Source organism: Phocaeicola salanitronis DSM 18170 (assembly GCF_000190575.1).
GTDB lineage: Bacteria > Bacteroidota > Bacteroidia > Bacteroidales > Bacteroidaceae > Phocaeicola > Phocaeicola salanitronis.
Genome location: NC_015164.1, coordinates 2,187,164 through 2,205,274, shown reverse-complemented (window position 1 = coordinate 2,205,274; position 18,111 = coordinate 2,187,164). Strand labels below are relative to the sequence as shown.

The window sequence follows — 18,111 nt, the reverse complement described above, 5'->3', positions numbered from 1 at the left end:
GTACCTTTGCCGCCGTTAATGATCATTATGTATTAAGAATCAAAAACTACTAGTAGAATCATGATGGAGCTTGATTTACTCACCGCTATATCTCCCATAGACGGGCGGTATAGGAACAAGACCGGTGCTTTGGCTGCTTATTTCTCTGAGTATGCACTGATGAAATATCGGGTGCGGGTGGAAATAGAATATTTTATTACGTTGTGTGAATTGCCTTTGCCGCAACTGGAAGGCATGGATCATGCGCGTTTTGACGCGTTGCGGGATATCTACCGTAATTTCTCGGAGGCAGATGCCGCCCGTATCAAGGAGATAGAGAGCGTGACCAATCACGATGTGAAAGCCGTGGAATATTTTATCAAGGAACAATTCGACCGCCTGGGCGGGCTGGAAGCATATAAAGAGTTTATCCACTTCGGTTTGACCTCGCAGGATATCAACAATACCTCGGTGCCTTTGTCGATTAAAGACGCGTTGGATGAGGTGTATTATCCGCAGCTTCAGAGGCTGATAGACCAACTGGAAGCGTATGCCGAAGAATGGAAGGATATTCCGATGCTGGCCAAGACACACGGGCAACCGGCTTCTCCTACGCGTTTGGGAAAAGAAATTGAAGTGTTCGCTTATCGTTTGAAACGTCAGCTTGCCGTGCTGAAGGCATGTCCGGTTACGGCGAAGTTCGGTGGGGCTACGGGCAACTACAATGCGCATCATGTCGCTTATCCGGAATACGACTGGAAAGCTTTCGGAAATAAGTTCGTGGCAGAAAAGTTGGGCTTGGAACGTGAGGAGTACACCACGCAGATTTCGAACTATGACAATCTGGGCGCCATTTTCGATGCCATGAAGCGCATCAACACGATTATGATTGATATGAACCGCGACTTCTGGCAATATATCTCCATGGAGTATTTCAAGCAGAAGATTAAGGCGGGAGAAGTTGGCTCGAGCGCAATGCCGCATAAGGTGAATCCGATTGATTTCGAAAATGCGGAAGGAAACTTGGGAATGGCGAATGCCGTATTGTCGCATCTGTCTGCGAAATTGCCCGTTTCCCGTTTGCAGCGTGACCTGACCGACTCTACGGTACTGCGTAACATCGGTGTTCCGTTCGGGCATACGGTGATTGCAATCCAGAGTTCGTTGAAAGGTCTGGGCAAATTGTTGCTGAACGAGCATAAGATTTACGAGGATTTGGATAATTGCTGGAGCGTAGTGGCAGAAGCCATTCAGACCATTTTGCGCCGTGAAGCGTATCCGCATCCGTACGAGGCATTGAAAGACCTGACCCGTACCAATCAGGCTATCAATGAGGCATCTATCAAGAATTTCATCGAAACATTGAATGTAAGTGAAGAAGTAAAACAAGAATTACGCAAGATTACACCGCATAATTATACGGGAATGTGAGGGGAGTTTTTGAGTTGAAAGGCTTAAGGGCTAATAGAAACTAACAAACTCAAAAACTTATAGTAAAACAAAATTGGTTTGCGAAAAATTCTTGATGTATTGTCATCCTGAACGAACGTGAAGGATCTCGTGTACATCCACGTGGGCGCATCCGAGATGCTTCACTTCGTTCAGCATGACAAATGATTTTTCGCAATTCATTTCTGATTGACTATAAAAACTCAAAAAACTCAACAGATAACGCCCGCGAAGGGTATAATATTAATTTATAAAAAGCAAAAGAATATGGCAGAGAAAGAAGACAGACAAGAAGGTGAAAACTACCAGTCTGGCCGTGACGGTTACAAATCGTATAACAACAGAGAAGGGTATAACAAGTATAATCGGGGTGACAGGGGAAATGGATATGAACGCCGTCCGAGATTTAATTCCAATTCGGATGAACGTCCGCAGCGTCCTTATCGCCCACGCTATAATAATCAAGGGGAAGAAGGCGGCTACCGCCCGCAACGCTCGTCGTATGCGCCCCGATATAATAAGGAGGAAAACGGAGAACAGCGTCCTTACCGTCCGCGTTATAACAACGGTCCGCAAGGCGAAGGCGGCTACCGCCCGCAACGTTCTTCGTACACGCCCCGATATAATAAGGAAGAGAACGGCGAACAACGCCCTTACCGTCCGCGCTATAACAACGGTCCGCAGGGTGAAGGCGGCTATCGTCCGTCACGCCCGTACAACTCCAATCAATCGGGCGGTTATGGGCGTCCGCAAGGGGGGCGTCCACGTACAGCCGATTACAATCCGAATGCCAAATACAGCAAGAAGAAACAGATGGAATACAAGGAGGTGCTGGCTGACCCGAACGAACCGATTCGTCTGAACAAGTTCTTGGCAAATGCCGGATTGTGCTCACGCCGTGAAGCCGATGAGTTTATTACGGCTGGAGTCGTTTCGGTTAACGGTGTGGTTGTAACCGAATTGGGTACGAAAGTAAAACGGAGTGATGAAGTGAAGTTTCATGACCAGCCGGTTAAGATTGAACGGAAAGTATATGTCTTGTTGAACAAGCCTAAAGATTGCGTAACGACTTCGGATGATCCGCAAGAGCGCAAGACCGTTTTGGACTTGGTGAAAGACGCTTGCACGGAACGTATTTATCCCGTAGGGCGTCTGGACCGCAATACGACGGGTGTCTTGTTGCTGACCAATGACGGTGATTTGGCTTCGAAGCTGACTCATCCCAAATATTTGAAGAAGAAAATCTATCACGTGTTCCTCGACAAGAATGTGACGAAAGCCGATTTGGACCAGATTGCTTCGGGCATCACGTTGGATGACGGGGAAATACATGCCGATGCCATCAGTTATGCTTCGGATACGGACAAGTCGCAGGTAGGCATCGAAATCCATTCTGGCAAGAACCGCATTGTCCGCCGTATCTTTGAATCGTTGGGCTATCGGGTCATTAAATTGGACCGTGTCTATTTTGCCGGTTTGACGAAGAAAGGATTGCGCCGGGGCGATTGGCGTTATTTGACAGAACGTGAAGTGAATATGCTTCGTATGGGGGCTTTTGAATAATAATTAAGAATAGAAAAATGGAAAAGATTCGTAGAACAAAAATTGTTGACCTGCTGAAGTGCCGTGATTTCGGGACAATGGTCAATGTAAGAGGGTGGGTGCGTACCCGCCGAGGTAGCAAACAAGTTAGTTTTATTGCTTTGAATGACGGTTCTACAATAAATAATGTACAGATTGTTGTTGATCTTGCAAACTTCGATGAAGAGTTGTTGAAGCAAATTACTACCGGAGCTTGTCTGAGTGTCAACGGAATATTGGTAGAATCAGTAGGCGCAGGGCAAGCTGCCGAGATACAGGCTCGTGAAATTGAAGTGTTGGGCGTATGTGATAATACCTATCCGCTCCAAAAGAAAGGGCATTCAATGGAATTTTTGCGTGAAATCGCGCATCTGCGTCCGCGTACCAATACGTTTGGCGCAGTGTTCCGCATCCGCCATAATATGGCGATTGCCATTCATAAGTTCTTCCACGAGCGAGGCTTCTTCTATTTCCATACGCCGTTGATTACCGCTTCTGATTGCGAAGGTGCCGGCCAGATGTTTCAGGTCACTACAATGAACTTGTATGATTTGAAGAAAGACGAGAACGGCTCTATCATTTATGACAATGATTTCTTTGGCAAGCAGGCCAGTTTGACCGTATCCGGACAGTTGGAAGGAGAATTGGCTGCAACGGCTTTGGGCGCGATTTATACGTTTGGCCCTACGTTCCGTGCAGAGAATTCGAACACTCCGCGTCACTTGGCTGAGTTCTGGATGATTGAGCCGGAGGTGGCTTTCAATGACATCAATGACAACATGGACCTGGCGGAAGAGTTCATCAAGTATTGCGTGCAATGGGCTTTGGATAATTGCTATGATGACGTGAAGTTCCTGAACGACCATTTTGATAAGGAATTGATCGAACGCTTGCAAGGCGTGTTGAAAGAAAGTTTCGTACGCTTGCCTTACACGGAAGGCATTAAGATATTGGAAGAAGCCGTGGCAAACGGACATAAGTTCGAATTCCCGGTATATTGGGGCGTCGATTTGGCTTCGGAGCACGAACGTTATTTGGTAGAAGAGCATTTCAAGCGTCCGGTTATCCTGACCGATTATCCGAAAGAAATCAAGGCGTTCTATATGAAGCAGAACGAGGACGGCAAAACGGTGCGTGCGATGGACGTCTTGTTCCCGAAAATCGGTGAGATTATCGGCGGCTCGGAGCGTGAAGCCGATTATGATAAGTTGCTCACCCGTATCAAGGAATTGAATATTCCGATGAAAGACATGTGGTGGTATTTGGATACACGCAAATACGGAACCTGTCCGCACTCAGGATTCGGGCTGGGTTTCGAGCGCTTGTTGTTGTTTGTGACCGGCATGGCGAACATCCGCGATGTCATACCGTTCCCGCGTACTCCGCATAATGCAGAATTCTAATTATAAGTAACCGAATAGTTTATTCACCGCAGAGGGCACAGAGGCATGCAGGGTTTTTAAAAACTTCTTCTGTACTTTGTTCCCTTTGCGGTGAAACATCAATCGGTTTTAGAGCCTGTTTAAATTTTCCAATAAAGTAATATTCTATCAGGTTCTTTTTCGTTTGTTTCCGGTCTGTTTTCCAGATTTTATTCGTCAGATAGCCCGCTATCCTCCTCATAAAATCAGAAAAACATCCTCGAAAACAATTCGCAAAATTAACCTGAGCAAAATTTAAACAGGCTCTTATACGCATACCTGTCTTTCCTCCTTTCTTGCTTTTACTATATTTAACATTCCTTTCCCCTAAATTTATTTCCTCAAACGTGAGGTTTTCCGGAAAAAGTTCTATATATTTGTGCATCAACATTTTTGTTTAACTCTAAAATTTTACATCATGAAAGCACGTTCTTTATTTATCGCGGTAGTGTGCTCATTTATGGGTGTGGTGAATTCGTATGCTCAAGACTGGTTTAATTCAACTACTCCGGAATCATTGAAAGGTGTATGGCAAATGTGTTTCTATAGTTCTTCTTTGCCGGCTCTCCCGGGAGAACTGAAGCCAAGTAATTCGTTGAAGATTTTGGGTGAAAGCGGTGAGTTTACCAATGTGGTTATGATGCCTGCGGGCGCTATTATCATCGGGTCGGGGACCTATACGTTGAATTCCGATTCTACTTATACTGAGCATGTTAAGAAAAACATTCATCTTCCGAGTCTGGAGGGTAAAGATAACTTGATGCATTTTGAACTGGCTGAAAACGGCACGCTGATGTTTGTGAAGTTTAAAACGCCTGAAGTGGGTGACGATGTTTGGTCGCACGAAATCTGGAGAAAAATCGAAATGCCGTCCAGCTATCCGACCGACATTGTGCGTTAACCTGCTTTTTGCCGTGTTTGACAAAAGTGTGTAAACGCTGATTTGTGTTATGCACATGCCTCCGCTTTCTTGTTTGTCCTTCTTCTGAAATAGGTAAGCAAGTGGAGGTATGTGCATTTTTTGCGCCTCTGCGTATGAACAATAAAGACAGCGCTTGCCAACAGGCACTTGCTCATCTGTTTAAAAGAAAAAAATATCTAAAATCTTTGTGGGTTCGGATAAAAGCCGTACCTTTGCAAGCCGATTATTATCAATTAGTATGATTTAAAAAGATCTGGCTGCCTTGTATTCTTTTGTCCGGAGAAGAAAGGCAGGAAAGATTGTTTTTTAGTAGTTAACATTTTAAACAGATTTAAGAGTGGATACTTTAAGTTACAAGACCATTTCTGCAAACAAGGCTACTGTGAACAAAGAATGGGTCATAGTAGATGCTACCGATCAGGTTGTAGGCCGTCTCGGTGCTAAAGTTGCGAAACTTTTGAGAGGTAAGTACAAACCGAACTTTACCCCTCACGTAGATTGTGGCGATAATGTGATTATCATTAACGCAAGTAAGGTGAAATTTACAGGAAACAAATGGACTGACAAGGTTTACCTGAGCTATACCGGCTATCCCGGCGGTCAGCGTGAAATCACTCCGGCTCGTTTGGTTCAGAAACCTAACGGATACGACAAGTTGATGAGACGTGTCGTAAAAGGCATGCTTCCCAAGAACCGTTTGGGCGCTAAGCTGTTGGGCAACCTGTATGTGTATGAAGGCGCTGAGCACAAGCACGAGGCTCAGAGTCCGAAAGTAATCGATATTAATTCACTTAAATAATAAAGCATGGAAGTAGTAAATGCATTAGGCAGACGTAAAAGCGCAGTAGCTCGTGTTTTCGTTAGTGAAGGTACAGGAAAGATTACTATTAACAAGAGAGACCTTGCACAGTACTTTCCATCACCTATCCTGCAATATGTAGTAAAACAGCCGTTGAATAAGTTGGAAGTGGCTGAAAAATATGATATCAAAGTAAACCTGAATGGTGGCGGATTTACAGGACAGTCTCAGGCTTTGCGTCTTGCCATTGCCCGCGCATTGGTGAAAATCAATCCTGAAGACAAGAAGACGCTTCGTGCAGAAGGCTTCATGACACGTGATTCACGTGCCGTTGAACGTAAGAAACCGGGTCGTCCGAAAGCACGTCGCAGATTCCAGTTCAGTAAACGTTAATTTGAGTTCTTAGTTTTTAAGTTTGTTAGTTCTTTAGTTTATAAGGCTTATATGGCGACTTAAACTCACAAAACTTAAAATCTTAAAAACTCAAAAACTTAAAAAGGCGTTTAGTATCTAAACTGTTTGGATTTTCTTTGCATGTGTTTGTAGGGAAACTACCAGGCGGTTGGTTCAATTCACAACAAAAAAGAAAGTAAACGATTAAAAGAATTAAATCATGTCAAGAGTAAATTTTGATACTTTATTGGAGGCTGGTTGCCACTTCGGACACTTGAAAAGAAAGTGGAATCCTGCAATGGCTCCTTATATCTTTATGGAACGTAACGGCATCCATATCATCGACTTGAACAAGACCGTTGCCAAAGTAGACGAAGCTGCTGAAGCTTTGAAACAAATTGCAAAATCAGGAAAAAAAGTCCTGTTTGTTGCTACTAAGAAACAAGCAAAACAGATTGTAGCCGAAAAGGCTACTTCTGTAAACATGCCTTATGTAATCGAACGTTGGCCGGGCGGTATGTTAACTAACTTCCCGACAATCCGTAAGGCTGTGAAGAAAATGGCTACTATTGATAAATTGACTAATGACGGAACCTACGCAAACTTGTCGAAGAGAGAAATTCTTCAGATTTCTCGCCAGCGTGCTAAATTGGAAAAGAACCTGGGTTCTATCGCGGACTTGACTCGTCTGCCGTCTGCATTGTTTGTGGTTGACGTAATGAAAGAAAATATCGCGGTACGTGAAGCAAACCGTTTGGGTATTCCTGTATTTGCAATCGTAGATACAAACTCAGATCCTACCAATGTAGATTTCGTAATTCCGGCTAACGATGATGCTACGAAATCTGTAGAAGTAATCTTGGACGCATGCTGCGCCGCTATGGCAGAAGGCTTGGAAGAAAGAAAAGCTGAAAAAGTAGACATGGAAGCTGCCGGTGAAAATGCACCGAAGGCTGGCAAGAAGAAAGCTGCAAAGGCTCGTATGGATAAGGCTGAACAAGACGCAATCAATGCGTCTAAGGCAGCTGCTTTCATCTCAAAGGAAGACGAAGAAGCTTAACATAAATAGTTGAGAGTTGAGGATTGAGGAGTGAGGGTTACTGTATAAGCGATTCTCGGTGCTCTATTCTCAACTCTCAATTTGCTTTATAACGATTATTCATTCATTAATTTAAATAAGAAAAATATTATGGCTGTAAGTATGGCTGATATCACCAAGCTTCGTAAAATGACAGGAGCTGGTATGATGGACTGTAAAAACGCTTTAACAGAATCTGAAGGCGATTTCGATAAAGCAATGGAAATTATCCGTAAAAAAGGACAGGCAGTAGCTGCAAAACGTTCTGACCGTGAAACTTCAGAAGGTTGTGTACTGGCTAAGTCTACCGGTGATTATGCTGCAATGATTGCCTTGAAATGTGAAACCGACTTCGTTGCCAAGAACGCTGATTTCGTGGCATTGACTCAGGCTATTCTGGATGCAGCTATCGCAAACAAATGCCAGACTTTGGATGAAGTGAAAGCTTTGCCGATGGGTAATGGTACGGTAGCGGATGCAGTGGTAGAACGCAGTGGTGTGACTGGCGAAAAGACCGAGTTGGATGGTTACAATTTCGTATCGGGCGCTTGTACTGCCGTTTACAATCACATGAACAAGAACCAGCTTTGTACAATCGTTGCTTTCAACAAAGTATGCGATGCACAGGTGGCTCACGAAATCTGCATGCAGATTGCAGCTATGAACCCGATTGCTATCGATGAAGACGGCGTTCCCGAAGCTGTGAAACAAGAAGAAATCAACGTAGCCGTTGAAAAGACAAAGGCTGAACAAGTGCAGAAAGCGGTAGATGCTGCTTTGAAGAAAGCCGGTATCAATCCTGCTCACGTAGACAGCGAAGAGCACATGGAAAGCAACATGGCTAAGGGTTGGATTACAGCTGAAGATGTAGCCAAAGCAAAAGAAATCAAAGCGACAGTTGCTGCCGAGAAATCTGCCAACTTGCCTCAGGCTATGATTGAAAATATTGCGAAAGGCCGTTTGGGCAAATTCTTGAAAGAAGTTTGCTTGCTGAAGCAAGAAAGCATCATGGACCCGAAAAAGACGGTTGCAGAAGTATTGAAAGCTGCAGATCCGGAATTGGTGGTAACAGAATTCAAACGCTTCACTTTGCGTGCTGAATAATTGTTGTAGTTAAAGATTTAAGAGCTGTCTTCGATATTGAGAGGGCAGCTTTTTTTATGGGCATACACACGAAAAAGACATTCCACAAACGAACATAAGTGAGTTGACCGACTCACTTATGTTAAACGCCCGACTTACTTATGTAAAACGGTCTACTCACTTATGTTCATCAAAGCGGCATATTTTGTATAATAAGTTACGGCTCATCCGACATTGGCGGACATTCATTTTTAATTTTCTCAAGCATGTTTTATGCAAAGCTCAAATTAATAGTTTTTGATAGTTGCATATACTCCATAGGATTGATTGTCGATATCATATAGTGGTCGGAGTAAATAGTTATTGTTATTGTTATTTAATCGGAAAATTGCTTTTTTGAGGTCAGAAACAGAGATCCTTTTTAGAATCTCTTCTGTTTTGCCTTTTAAAATAAGACACTTAATTGGTGCCTGAAGTGAATGCGGATGTGTTTGCTTATAAGTGTGTTAGCCTTCTTTCTTTTCCGCATTCTATTCCGTTTCTTTTTCCGCTAATTGTTTCCGGTATTGCTTGGGCGAAGAGCCGGTATAGCGTTTTACGTATTTCCCGAAGAAAGACAGGTTGGGGAAGTCCAGCTCGTTGACGATTTCCTTGATGCTTTTTTCCGATTTCTTCAGCAGATAGAGTACGTCTTTGATGACGTATTGGTTGATGATGTCGGAAGCGGTTTCTCCGGATATGTCTTTGCATACGGCAGAGAGGTATTTGGGCGTGACGTGCAGCTTGTCGGCATAAACCGCTACCATCCGTGGTTTGGGATATAACGAAGCGAGCAAGTGCAGGAATTCTTTGAACAGCCGTTCGCTGGAAGAATAGGTAGGCGTTGCGAATTTCCCGAATCGTTCCATGGCGTCATGAAATTCGTAAAGGAATGCTTGTATCAGCGAGTCGATGACTTCTTTTTGATGGCGTAGCGGAGTGCCCGTCAGTTTCGAACGGAGCAAGTCATAATACTGGCAAAACATGTCGGTTTCTTCGGGTTTTAGCGTGAGGATGGGGTTCTGCTCCAGGTATTTCAGGATATCCCAGGTGTTGTTCGAAATTACTGCAAGCTGGTTGATGTATTCCGGCGACATGCAGATGCAGCGGAACTGTACGTCTGCACTGACCATACTTTTTTCCAATATGATGTTGGGGTGGCAGATGAGCAGGTCGTATTCGTTCATCGTATAGGCTTCGCCGTTGATGTAGAGCGAGGCTCTCCCTTTGATGCAGAGGGCAGCCATGATGAATTCTACTCTGACGGCATTGGTTTGGTCTAATGTATGTAAGTCATCGATAAGGGCGAGCCGGTTGTCGCAATAGGTAGCGATGTGTTCTTTCGCTACAGTGTTCAGATTTCCGTGTGTGATATCCATGTTCTTATTTTCTTTTGTTTGCTGTGGCAAAATAAGTCATTATTTCTTGAAAATACCTGATTCCAATCTCTTGAAGACTGTTCTGTTTGTCTTATTTGGCTGTGTTGTTGGAAAATAGAACATTTATCAAGGAAAATAAAGCCATGTAATTTGGACTAAACTTGTTTCCTTTGCGCAGAATTTTAGAACAGTAACTATGGACAAAAAGGTTATTTTGCCGGTGTGCGCCGCTGTGCTCTTGCTTGCAGGATGCGGTCAGGAAGAACAGCAGAAGACGCAAGATGTGGTTAAGGTAAAAACAATGCAGGTCGCTCCGGCGGCGATTGAAGGCACGCGTTGCTTTTCGGGTACGGTAGAAGAAACGGCAGGCACGCCGCTCAGCTTTTCGGTAATGGGAACGGTAGAAGCTGTTCATTTCCGGTTGGGTGACCGGATAGGGAAGGGGCAGCTTCTGGCTTCGGTAGACCCAACGTCGATGCAGAGCTGTTATGATGCGGCAAAAGCCACGCTGGTGCAGGCGGAAGATGCCTATCGGCGTATGAAAGAACTGCACGACAAAGGCAGTTTGCCCGAGATACAGTGGGTAGAGGTGCAGAGCAAACTCCAGCAGGCACGCTCGATGGAAGAAGTGGCGCAGAAGAACTTGAAGGACTGTAAGCTGTACGCACCCTTTAGCGGTGTGATAGCTGATAAGTCGGTAGAGGTAGGGCAGAACGTAGTGCCCGGCATGGCAGTGGGTAAGTTGGTGGGAGTGAGCCAGCTGAAAGTGAAGATAGCGGTGCCCGAAGCCGAGATAGGCAGCATCGCCTTGCGCCAGCAGGCGGTCATCAAAGTGCCTGCGCTGGGAGATAAGGTGTTCGCAAGTGTGGTGAGCGAGAAAGGCATTGTTGCCAATCCGATGTCGCGCTCTTACGAAGTGAAGCTGGATGTGACGGATACAGATGGTTCTCTGATGCCGGGCATGGTAGCAGAAGTCAGTCTGGCGGGTGGAAACGCAGGAGCACAGGTGGTGATACCGGCACGTATCGTGCAACTTGATGAACAGAACCGTTCGTTCGTATGGGTAGACAATCAAGGTGTTGCAGAAAAGCGGGTGATTGCCTGCGGCGATTTTTCCGGAAACGGGGTCATTGTCACTTCCGGGCTGAATGCCGGCGACCGCATCATTGTGGAAGGCCAGCAGAAGGTATGCAACGGAACAATTATAAATGAAGAATGAAGAACAAAGGATGAAGAATATGCTGTTTTCATTCTTAATATAAGAGACTTATGGAAAAGAAAAAACGTAACTTTGTGGAATGGGCGATGCACTACCGGCAGATTGTTATTCTTGTAGTGACCTGTCTGGTGGCATTCGGTGTGTACAGTTTGCCCGAAATGCGTAAGAATGAGTTTCCCGACTTTACCGTGCGGCAGGGAGTCGTGGTAGCTGTGGCTCCCGGAAATACGGCGCAGGAGATGGTGGAGCAGGTTACCAAACCGCTGGAAGAATACATTTTCACTTACAAGGAAGTAAAAAAGGAGAAAACTTTTTCGAAAAGCCGCGACGGCATTGTTTACATACAGGTGGAGCTGAACGATGACCTGACGAACAAAGACGAGTTCTGGAGCAAGTTCAAGCACGGCGTGTCGCAGTTCAAGGCGCAACTGCCCGGCAACGTGCTGGCATTGGTGGTGCAAGACGATTTCGGCGATACTTCCGCCCTGCTGATTACGATGGAGAGCGAAGACAAGACCTATCGCGAACTGGATGACTATATGGGCCTGCTGCAAGGCCGCCTGCGCCGCATCAACTCCGTAGGACGCATGACGGTGAGCGGGATGCAGAACGAACAGATATCGGTTTATCTTGACCACGACCGTCTTTCGAAGTACGGGCTGAACGAACAGACGCTTGCCCTTGGTCTGATGCAGAAAGGTTTCACCACCAGCGGCGGGCGTGTGAAGGACGGCAGCATGGTAGAGCCTATCTACGTCAGCCGCTCACTCAATACCGTGCGCGATGTGCAGGAACAGATAGTCTATACCGATCCGCAGGGCAACACCGTGCGGCTGAAAGACGTGGCACGGGTGGTGCGTGAATATCCTGCCCCCGACAGCTACATCACCAACAACGGCCGTAAGTGCCTCCTGCTCTCCGTCGAGATGAAGAAGGGGCAGAACATCGTGGCAATGGGTGATGAAATCAACAAGGTGCTGGACGAGTTTCAACAGGAATTGCCGACGGATGTCAGTATCTTCCGCATCACCGACCAGCCGGAGGTGGTGGGCGACAGTGTGTCGAACTTCCTGCACGAACTCATCATTGCCATCGTGGCGGTGGTCATCGTGGTGATGCTCCTGTTGCCCTTGCGTGTGGCATTGGTGGCTGCATCTACCATCCCGATTACCATATTTATATCGTTGGGACTGTTTTATGCTTTCGGTATCGAGTTGAATACCGTGACGTTGGCAGGACTGATTGTGACGCTCGGCATGATTGTGGACAATTCGATAGTCATCATCGACAGCTACTTGGAGAAGTTGGGCGAAGGAATGTCACGCTGGCATGCTTCTATTCAGAGCACCACGCACTTTCTCAAGTCTATCTTTTCGGCTACGTTGGCGATTAGTGTTACCTTCTTTCCCTTTCTGTTGACATGTACGGGTATGATTCACGACTTCTTGGTGCACTTCCCATGGGGCATCACCATTGTATTGGCGGTATCGCTGCTTGTGGCTACGTTGCTCGTGCCGTTCATGCAGTTCTGGTTTATCCGCAAGCCTATGGGAGCAAAGGTGAAGGATGGCAAGAAGCCGTTCAACTTCCTCGACCTTCTGCAGAAGCATTACAACTGGCTGTTCGGCAAGTGCTTCGCTCATCCCAAGATAACGGTGGCTGTCGGCGTGGTTTCTATCGTGGTGGGTGCCGTGATGTTGGCTGGTTTGCCCCAACGTATTCTGCCTGTGGCAGACCGCAACCAGTTTGCCGTGGAGATATACCTCCCTACAGGCACGGATGTGGATGTGACGGCACAGGTGGCGGACAGCATGGAACACATCTTGAGCCAAGATCCGCGTGTGGTCAGTATCGCCTCTTTCAAAGGATGCGCCTCGCCCCGTTTCCAGACGGCATACGCACCCCAGATTCCCGGCACCAACTATGCACAGTTCATCGTAAACACTACCGGTGTGAAGGACACCGAGGCACTTTTGGCGGAATACACACCGAAGTACACCGAATACTTTCCCGGTGCCCGCGTGCGTTTCAAGCAATTAAGCTATAGCGAGGCTGTTTATCCCATCGAGGTGCGTCTTAGCGGTGAAGATTTGAGTATGGTGAAGCAAGATGCGCAGACCGTGCTCGAAGTCCTAAAGCGGATGCCGGGACTTATCCTTGCGCAGACCGATTTCAACGAGCCGTTGCCTGCCATTGCCGTCAATCTGAAAGAAGACGAGGCAACCCGCTTAGGCGTGACCAATCTGGGGCTGGAGTCTACCCTTGCCATGCGTTATGGAGACGGGTTGGCGATAGCTAATGTATGGGAGGGCGATTACGACATTCCCGTCAAGCTGAAAAGCGAGAAGGCGGATCGTGCCTTGCCTGTTGAGGTGAAGGACGAACTGATACCTGTTGCTGCCGGACTTGCTGATGTGCCTTTGCGGCAGGTAGCCGATGTGGTGCCCACGTGGAAGGAGGGACAGGTAGTGCGTCGCAACGGAATCTATACCGCTACCGTGCAGGCTGACTTGGCTGTCGGAGAAAATGCCCTGAGAATGACTGCCAGGGTGCAGGAGATGATGAAAGGTGTCGAACTGTCTGAGGGGGTGACGGTCAGCTACGGCGGTGAGATGGAGAAAACCGGTGAGATGATGCCGCAAATCATGGGCGGACTGATGTTGGCAGTTGCCATCATCTTTTTCATCCTTCTGACTCACTTCCGCAAGATCAGCATTGCCTTGCTTATTTTCGGCAGCATGACACTCTGCGTTTTTGGTACTGCCTTTGGCGTATGGATTCAGGGCGTAGACTTCAGCATCACAGCTATTTTGGGCGTGGTGAGCCTCATGGGTATCATTGTGCGCAACGGCATTATCATGATAGACTATGCCGAAGAGTTGCGCGTTACGGAACACATGACTGCCAGCGAAGCTATCTATCATTCCGCCCTGCGGCGTATGCGTCCTATCTTCCTCACGTCGGCTGCCGCCTCGATGGGTGTTATCCCGATGATACTGGGCAAGTCGAGTCTATGGATGCCGATGGGTACGGTCATTTGTTACGGTACACTCATCACGATGTTGTTCATTCTTACTGTCTTGCCGTGCTTGTACCTGCTTACTTTCCGGGGCAGCAGCAAGAAACGTGAAAAATGGGATGCCTTGGAGCAACAGTGATACTCTTGTTAGGGTGTTGATGATATCCCATGTATGGGGTCGGATACACCTTATATTATATATAGAATGCAAAATAGAAATTGAATATCCGTAAACATCTCCTGTAGGGGCGTATCGCATACGCCCGAATGCGCAACTAATCCACGTGGATGTTTTCAGGGCGTATGCGATACGCCCCTATAGGGCAATTGGGTAAAATGCGGATATTCATTAAACAGAAATAACGTTGAAAAATGAAACATACAAGTAAATGCTTTTTGATGGTTTGGGTATGGGGCTGCATGGCTGCCCCGCTTGCCGCCCAGCAGGTTTACACACTGGACGAATGTATAGAAAGCGCTTTGCTGAACAATGCCCGTATGAAAAATGCCGCCAATGACCTTGCTTCCGCACGCCACGAGCGCAAGGAGGCGTTCACCAACTATTTCCCCAGCATCAGTGCTACGGGCGGAGGTTTCCTGTCCTCCACCCACTTGTTGGGTATGGAGATGGAACCCGGTATGTCGTTGGGATTGATGAAGGATGGGCTTGTGGGTGGTGTTACCGCTTCGATGCCCCTCTTTACCGGAGGTCAGATTGTGCAAGGCAACAAACTCTCTGAGGTGAACGTAGAGAAATACCGCCTCTTAGGCAGGCAGGCGGAGAACGAAGTAAAGCTTACTGCCGAGCAATACTACTGGCAGGTGGCGATGCTGAAAGAGAAGCTCCGTACGCTGCACGTGGTGGAGGCGCAGCTGGCGGAAATCCTGAAGGATGTGGATGCCGCCGTGCAGGCAGGTGTGACCAATCGTAACGACCTGCTTCAGGTGCAGCTGAGGCAGAACGACACGCGCAGCACACGCATCAATGTGGAGAACAGCCTCGCTCTGTCGCGCCGTCTGTTGGCGCAATACATCGGTATGCCGGGTGACAGTGTGGATGTAGACTTCGTAGTGGCAGACTCGCTACCCGAACCGCCTGATGCGCTTTACCGTCGTCCCGATGAGTCGCTTGCCCTTACTCCCGAATACAACTTGTTGCAGGCAAAGCTGAAGGCAAGCCGCATTGAGCGGAAGATGACGCTTGGCAAGCAATTGCCTACGGTAGCGATAGGCGGCGGATTTGTTTATGATAACCTGCTGGACCGCGACCGCAATTATTGGGTGGGCTTCGCTACGGTAAGCGTGCCTCTGAGCGGCTGGTGGGAAGGCAGCCATAGTCTGAAGCGCAGCAAGCTGGCGGTGCGTACCGAGGAAAACAACCTGCGCAACGGCAGCGAACTGCTGGTCATTAACATGCAGAACACATGGAATGCAGTGACCGATGCCTATAAGCAAGTACGTATAGCTATCGAGAGTATCGGGCAGTCGGCAGAGAACCTTCGTTTGCAGACCGACTACTATCATGCCGGTACCTGCACCATGAGCGACCTGTTGGAGGCGCAGACTCTTTTCCAGCAAAGCCGCGACCGATATGTGGAAGCGTATGCTCAATATGCAGTGAAGAAGCGTGAGTATTTGCAGGCAACAGGACGTTAACGGACAGAAACGTAATGGCTTTTTAACCAAAAATTCTGATGAAAGGAACATTGCTTTTCATGAAGAAACCTTACCTTTGTATATAATTGAATGAGAACCAACTAAAATTTTTGTATTATGGACAAAACAACAATTGGAGTAAATGCAGGCATTGTCTGGCGGACGATAGACAGTAGCGGCAGGGCCTGGAAGTATGAAGAATTGAAAAAAGAGACAAAACTTTCCGACCGCGACCTGAATGCGGCTATCGGGTGGTTGGCACGTGAAAATAAGATTGAATTTGATTCTGAAATGCCCGATGGCGAAGAAGTGATGCACGTAGAGATGAACGTGTACTTTTGAAAAATGGCAATAAAAAATCTCCGAAGGATAAACGATGACTCTTCGGAGATTTTTTATGTTCAGCGATACCGCTTGTTGTTATTTCTTCTTGATATTCGATTCTTCCAGCCCGTAATGTTTGCGGCGGTCTTCTTGTTTCAGTATGCCGGCAATGACGATTGCGCATAAGCCGAAAATGGCAAAAATAACCATGGGGGCTGTATAGTCGTATCCGGTAATGGCTCCTGCAGCATTGTATTGTGTAGAGAAGCGGTCGATGACAAAACCGATAAGTGTGGGCACCATGGCAAGGCCGATGTTTTGGATGTAAAAGACAATGGCGTATGCCGAGCCGAGCTGTTTCATGGGGATAATCTTAGGAACCGAAGGCCATAGGGCGCTGGGTACCAACGAGAAGGCGATGCCTAACACAATCATTACGATAACGGCGAACCACCAATAGTTCATAATGGGTAGAGCAAACAGCACATGGACAGTGGTAAGCATTACCGAACCGATAATCATCAGTGTAGCTCCACGCCCGATTCGGTCGTAGAGCGTTCCGAATACGGGAGTAAGCAGAATCGTTCCGAAGGGCAAGAGGGCAGGAATGAGTCCGGCGAACGATTCGGGCACTTCATACTTGTATATCATCAGTTTGGTGGCAAATTTCAGGAAAGGGAATACGCCGGCATAAAACATCAGGCAGAGCAGCGTGATGAGCCAGAAACCTTTATTGCAAAGAATCAGTTTCAAGTCGGATAGCTTGAAACCTTCTTCGGGGGCTTCTCCGGCTTCTGCGCGGGCGGCAGATATGGCTGCATCTTCTTTGCGGTCCATGACGCAATAGACCAGATAGGAAATAAAGCCGACACACAAGGCTATGGCTCCGACAAGCACAGAACCGGATACATCACCCATCATGCGGGCTACGGGCAGGCTGACAGCGAGCGCAAGTGCTGTTCCGATACGTGCCATGGCTACCTGCAGCCCCATGGCAAGGGCAAGCTCTTTCCCAGCGAACCATTTCACGATGACTTTCGAAACGGTGATGCCTGTTATTTCAGCTCCCATACCGAAAATAGAGAAACCTAATGCGGCTATAATTACTTGCAGGTTCATGCCCCACAGCATCGCATCGCCGAAATCGGCTTGCAGGGCATACCATTTAATCAAGGCTCCGGCGAACATCAGTCCGGATGACATGACACCTGTAAACCGTACGCCCATCTTGTCGAGGATGATTCCTCCAAAGAACAGCATGAGCAGAAACACGTTGATGTATCCGTAGGCTCCTGAGAAAAATCCGTATTCGGTGCTGCTCCAGCCTTTCCCTGAAGATACGGTGCTGATGGTCTTTTCTACTGTTTCTTGCTTGCCTTCTACGGTCTCGATGTATTGGTAACGTGCTCCTTCTTCCAGTTTCTGTACGGTAAGGTCGGGTGAAGACAAGGCATTGCTTTCGGCAAAGAGCGCTACTTTCGCCACGAGGGTGTCGGCAGGCATCGAAGTATTGTCAGTAAAATAGACTACTTTCCCTTTTGTTGTCAACAGATTTTCAAGGGGAGCCATGACGTCGGTCAGGAAATAACCGCACATCATGGTGAACGACACGATGATGAGTGCCGTCCAGCGAGCGGCTTTCGAGTCGCTCAGGCGTTTCTGGATTTGTTCTTTCATTGTCTTTTTATTTATATAGTTTTACTTTTTCGTTAAATAGCGCAACAAAGATACTTCTTTTCATGGTTTTTTGTTTCATTTATCAAAATAAGT

15 protein-coding genes are annotated in these 18,111 nt (G+C 47.1%); 12 read left to right on the top strand and 3 right to left on the bottom strand.

The annotated features are described in order from the left end of the window. Nucleotides 1-63 precede the first annotated feature (63 nt). The 3 genes from purB to asnS all read left to right on the top strand — a co-directional run bounded on the left by purB (nt 64) and on the right by asnS (nt 4,412). Entirely contained in the window at nt 64-1,410 is a 1,347-nt protein-coding gene (gene purB, locus BACSA_RS09500) for an adenylosuccinate lyase (RefSeq protein ID WP_041584338.1), read from the top strand. Nucleotides 1,411-1,695: 285 nt separating this feature from the next. Further along, a complete protein-coding gene (locus tag BACSA_RS09495) occupies nt 1,696-2,991 on the top strand; it encodes a pseudouridine synthase (RefSeq protein WP_013617891.1) in 1,296 nt (431 codons plus the stop codon). Nucleotides 2,992-3,008: 17 nt separating this feature from the next. Continuing rightward, a complete protein-coding gene (gene asnS, locus BACSA_RS09490; protein WP_013617890.1) occupies nt 3,009-4,412 on the top strand; it encodes an asparagine--tRNA ligase in 1,404 nt (467 codons plus the stop codon). Nucleotides 4,413-4,431: 19 nt separating this feature from the next. On the opposite strand, the gene BACSA_RS19885 is transcribed toward asnS, so the two are convergent. Continuing rightward, the gene (locus tag BACSA_RS19885; protein ID WP_041583979.1) at nt 4,432-4,815 is read right to left on the bottom strand and encodes a hypothetical protein; all 384 of its coding nucleotides are present in this window, start codon (nt 4,813-4,815) and stop codon (nt 4,432-4,434) included. 33 nt (nt 4,816-4,848) lie between these two features. Here BACSA_RS19885 and BACSA_RS09480 point away from each other — a divergent pair, with 33 nt between their 5' ends. From BACSA_RS09480 to tsf, 5 genes are all read left to right on the top strand, one after another. Continuing rightward, nucleotides 4,849-5,331 carry a DUF4488 domain-containing protein gene (locus BACSA_RS09480; RefSeq protein WP_013617888.1) on the top strand — a complete coding sequence of 161 codons (483 nt, stop codon included), beginning with the start codon at nt 4,849-4,851 and terminating at the stop codon, nt 5,329-5,331. 358 nt (nt 5,332-5,689) lie between these two features. Next, nucleotides 5,690-6,151, top strand: coding sequence for a 50S ribosomal protein L13 (gene rplM / locus BACSA_RS09475; RefSeq protein WP_013617887.1), 462 nt, complete (start codon nt 5,690-5,692; stop codon nt 6,149-6,151). 6 nt (nt 6,152-6,157) lie between these two features. Further along, nucleotides 6,158-6,544 carry a 30S ribosomal protein S9 gene (gene rpsI, locus BACSA_RS09470; RefSeq protein WP_013617886.1) on the top strand — a complete coding sequence of 129 codons (387 nt, stop codon included), beginning with the start codon at nt 6,158-6,160 and terminating at the stop codon, nt 6,542-6,544. 220 nt (nt 6,545-6,764) lie between these two features. Further along, complete coding sequence (rpsB, locus tag BACSA_RS09465; protein WP_013617885.1) at nt 6,765-7,604, top strand: 30S ribosomal protein S2; 840 nt, start codon at nt 6,765-6,767, stop codon at nt 7,602-7,604. Between the two features lie 129 nt (nt 7,605-7,733). Then, on the top strand, nt 7,734-8,726 hold the full coding sequence (gene tsf / locus BACSA_RS09460) for a translation elongation factor Ts (RefSeq protein WP_013617884.1): 993 nt from the start codon (nt 7,734-7,736) through the stop codon (nt 8,724-8,726). 509 nt (nt 8,727-9,235) lie between these two features. Here tsf and BACSA_RS09455 read toward each other — a convergent pair. Further along, a complete protein-coding gene (locus tag BACSA_RS09455; RefSeq protein WP_013617883.1) occupies nt 9,236-10,123 on the bottom strand; it encodes a helix-turn-helix domain-containing protein in 888 nt (295 codons plus the stop codon). 196 nt (nt 10,124-10,319) lie between these two features. Here BACSA_RS09455 and BACSA_RS09450 point away from each other — a divergent pair, with 196 nt between their 5' ends. The 4 genes from BACSA_RS09450 to BACSA_RS09435 all read left to right on the top strand — a co-directional run bounded on the left by BACSA_RS09450 (nt 10,320) and on the right by BACSA_RS09435 (nt 16,359). Beyond that, nucleotides 10,320-11,342 carry an efflux RND transporter periplasmic adaptor subunit gene (locus BACSA_RS09450; RefSeq protein WP_013617882.1) on the top strand — a complete coding sequence of 341 codons (1,023 nt, stop codon included), beginning with the start codon at nt 10,320-10,322 and terminating at the stop codon, nt 11,340-11,342. 50 nt (nt 11,343-11,392) lie between these two features. Then, nucleotides 11,393-14,500 (top strand): efflux RND transporter permease subunit, encoded by a 3,108-nt coding sequence (locus tag BACSA_RS09445; RefSeq protein WP_013617881.1) that lies wholly within the window; start codon nt 11,393-11,395, stop codon nt 14,498-14,500. Nucleotides 14,501-14,733: 233 nt separating this feature from the next. After that, on the top strand, nt 14,734-16,017 hold the full coding sequence (locus BACSA_RS09440) for a TolC family protein (protein ID WP_013617880.1): 1,284 nt from the start codon (nt 14,734-14,736) through the stop codon (nt 16,015-16,017). 117 nt (nt 16,018-16,134) lie between these two features. Beyond that, entirely contained in the window at nt 16,135-16,359 is a 225-nt protein-coding gene (locus BACSA_RS09435; RefSeq protein WP_013617879.1) for a winged helix-turn-helix domain-containing protein, read from the top strand. Between the two features lie 78 nt (nt 16,360-16,437). Here the strand turns inward: BACSA_RS09435 and BACSA_RS09430 are convergent, their stop codons facing one another. Then, nucleotides 16,438-18,018 carry an MFS transporter gene (locus BACSA_RS09430; protein WP_013617878.1) on the bottom strand — a complete coding sequence of 527 codons (1,581 nt, stop codon included), beginning with the start codon at nt 18,016-18,018 and terminating at the stop codon, nt 16,438-16,440. Nucleotides 18,019-18,111: the final 93 nt, after the last annotated feature.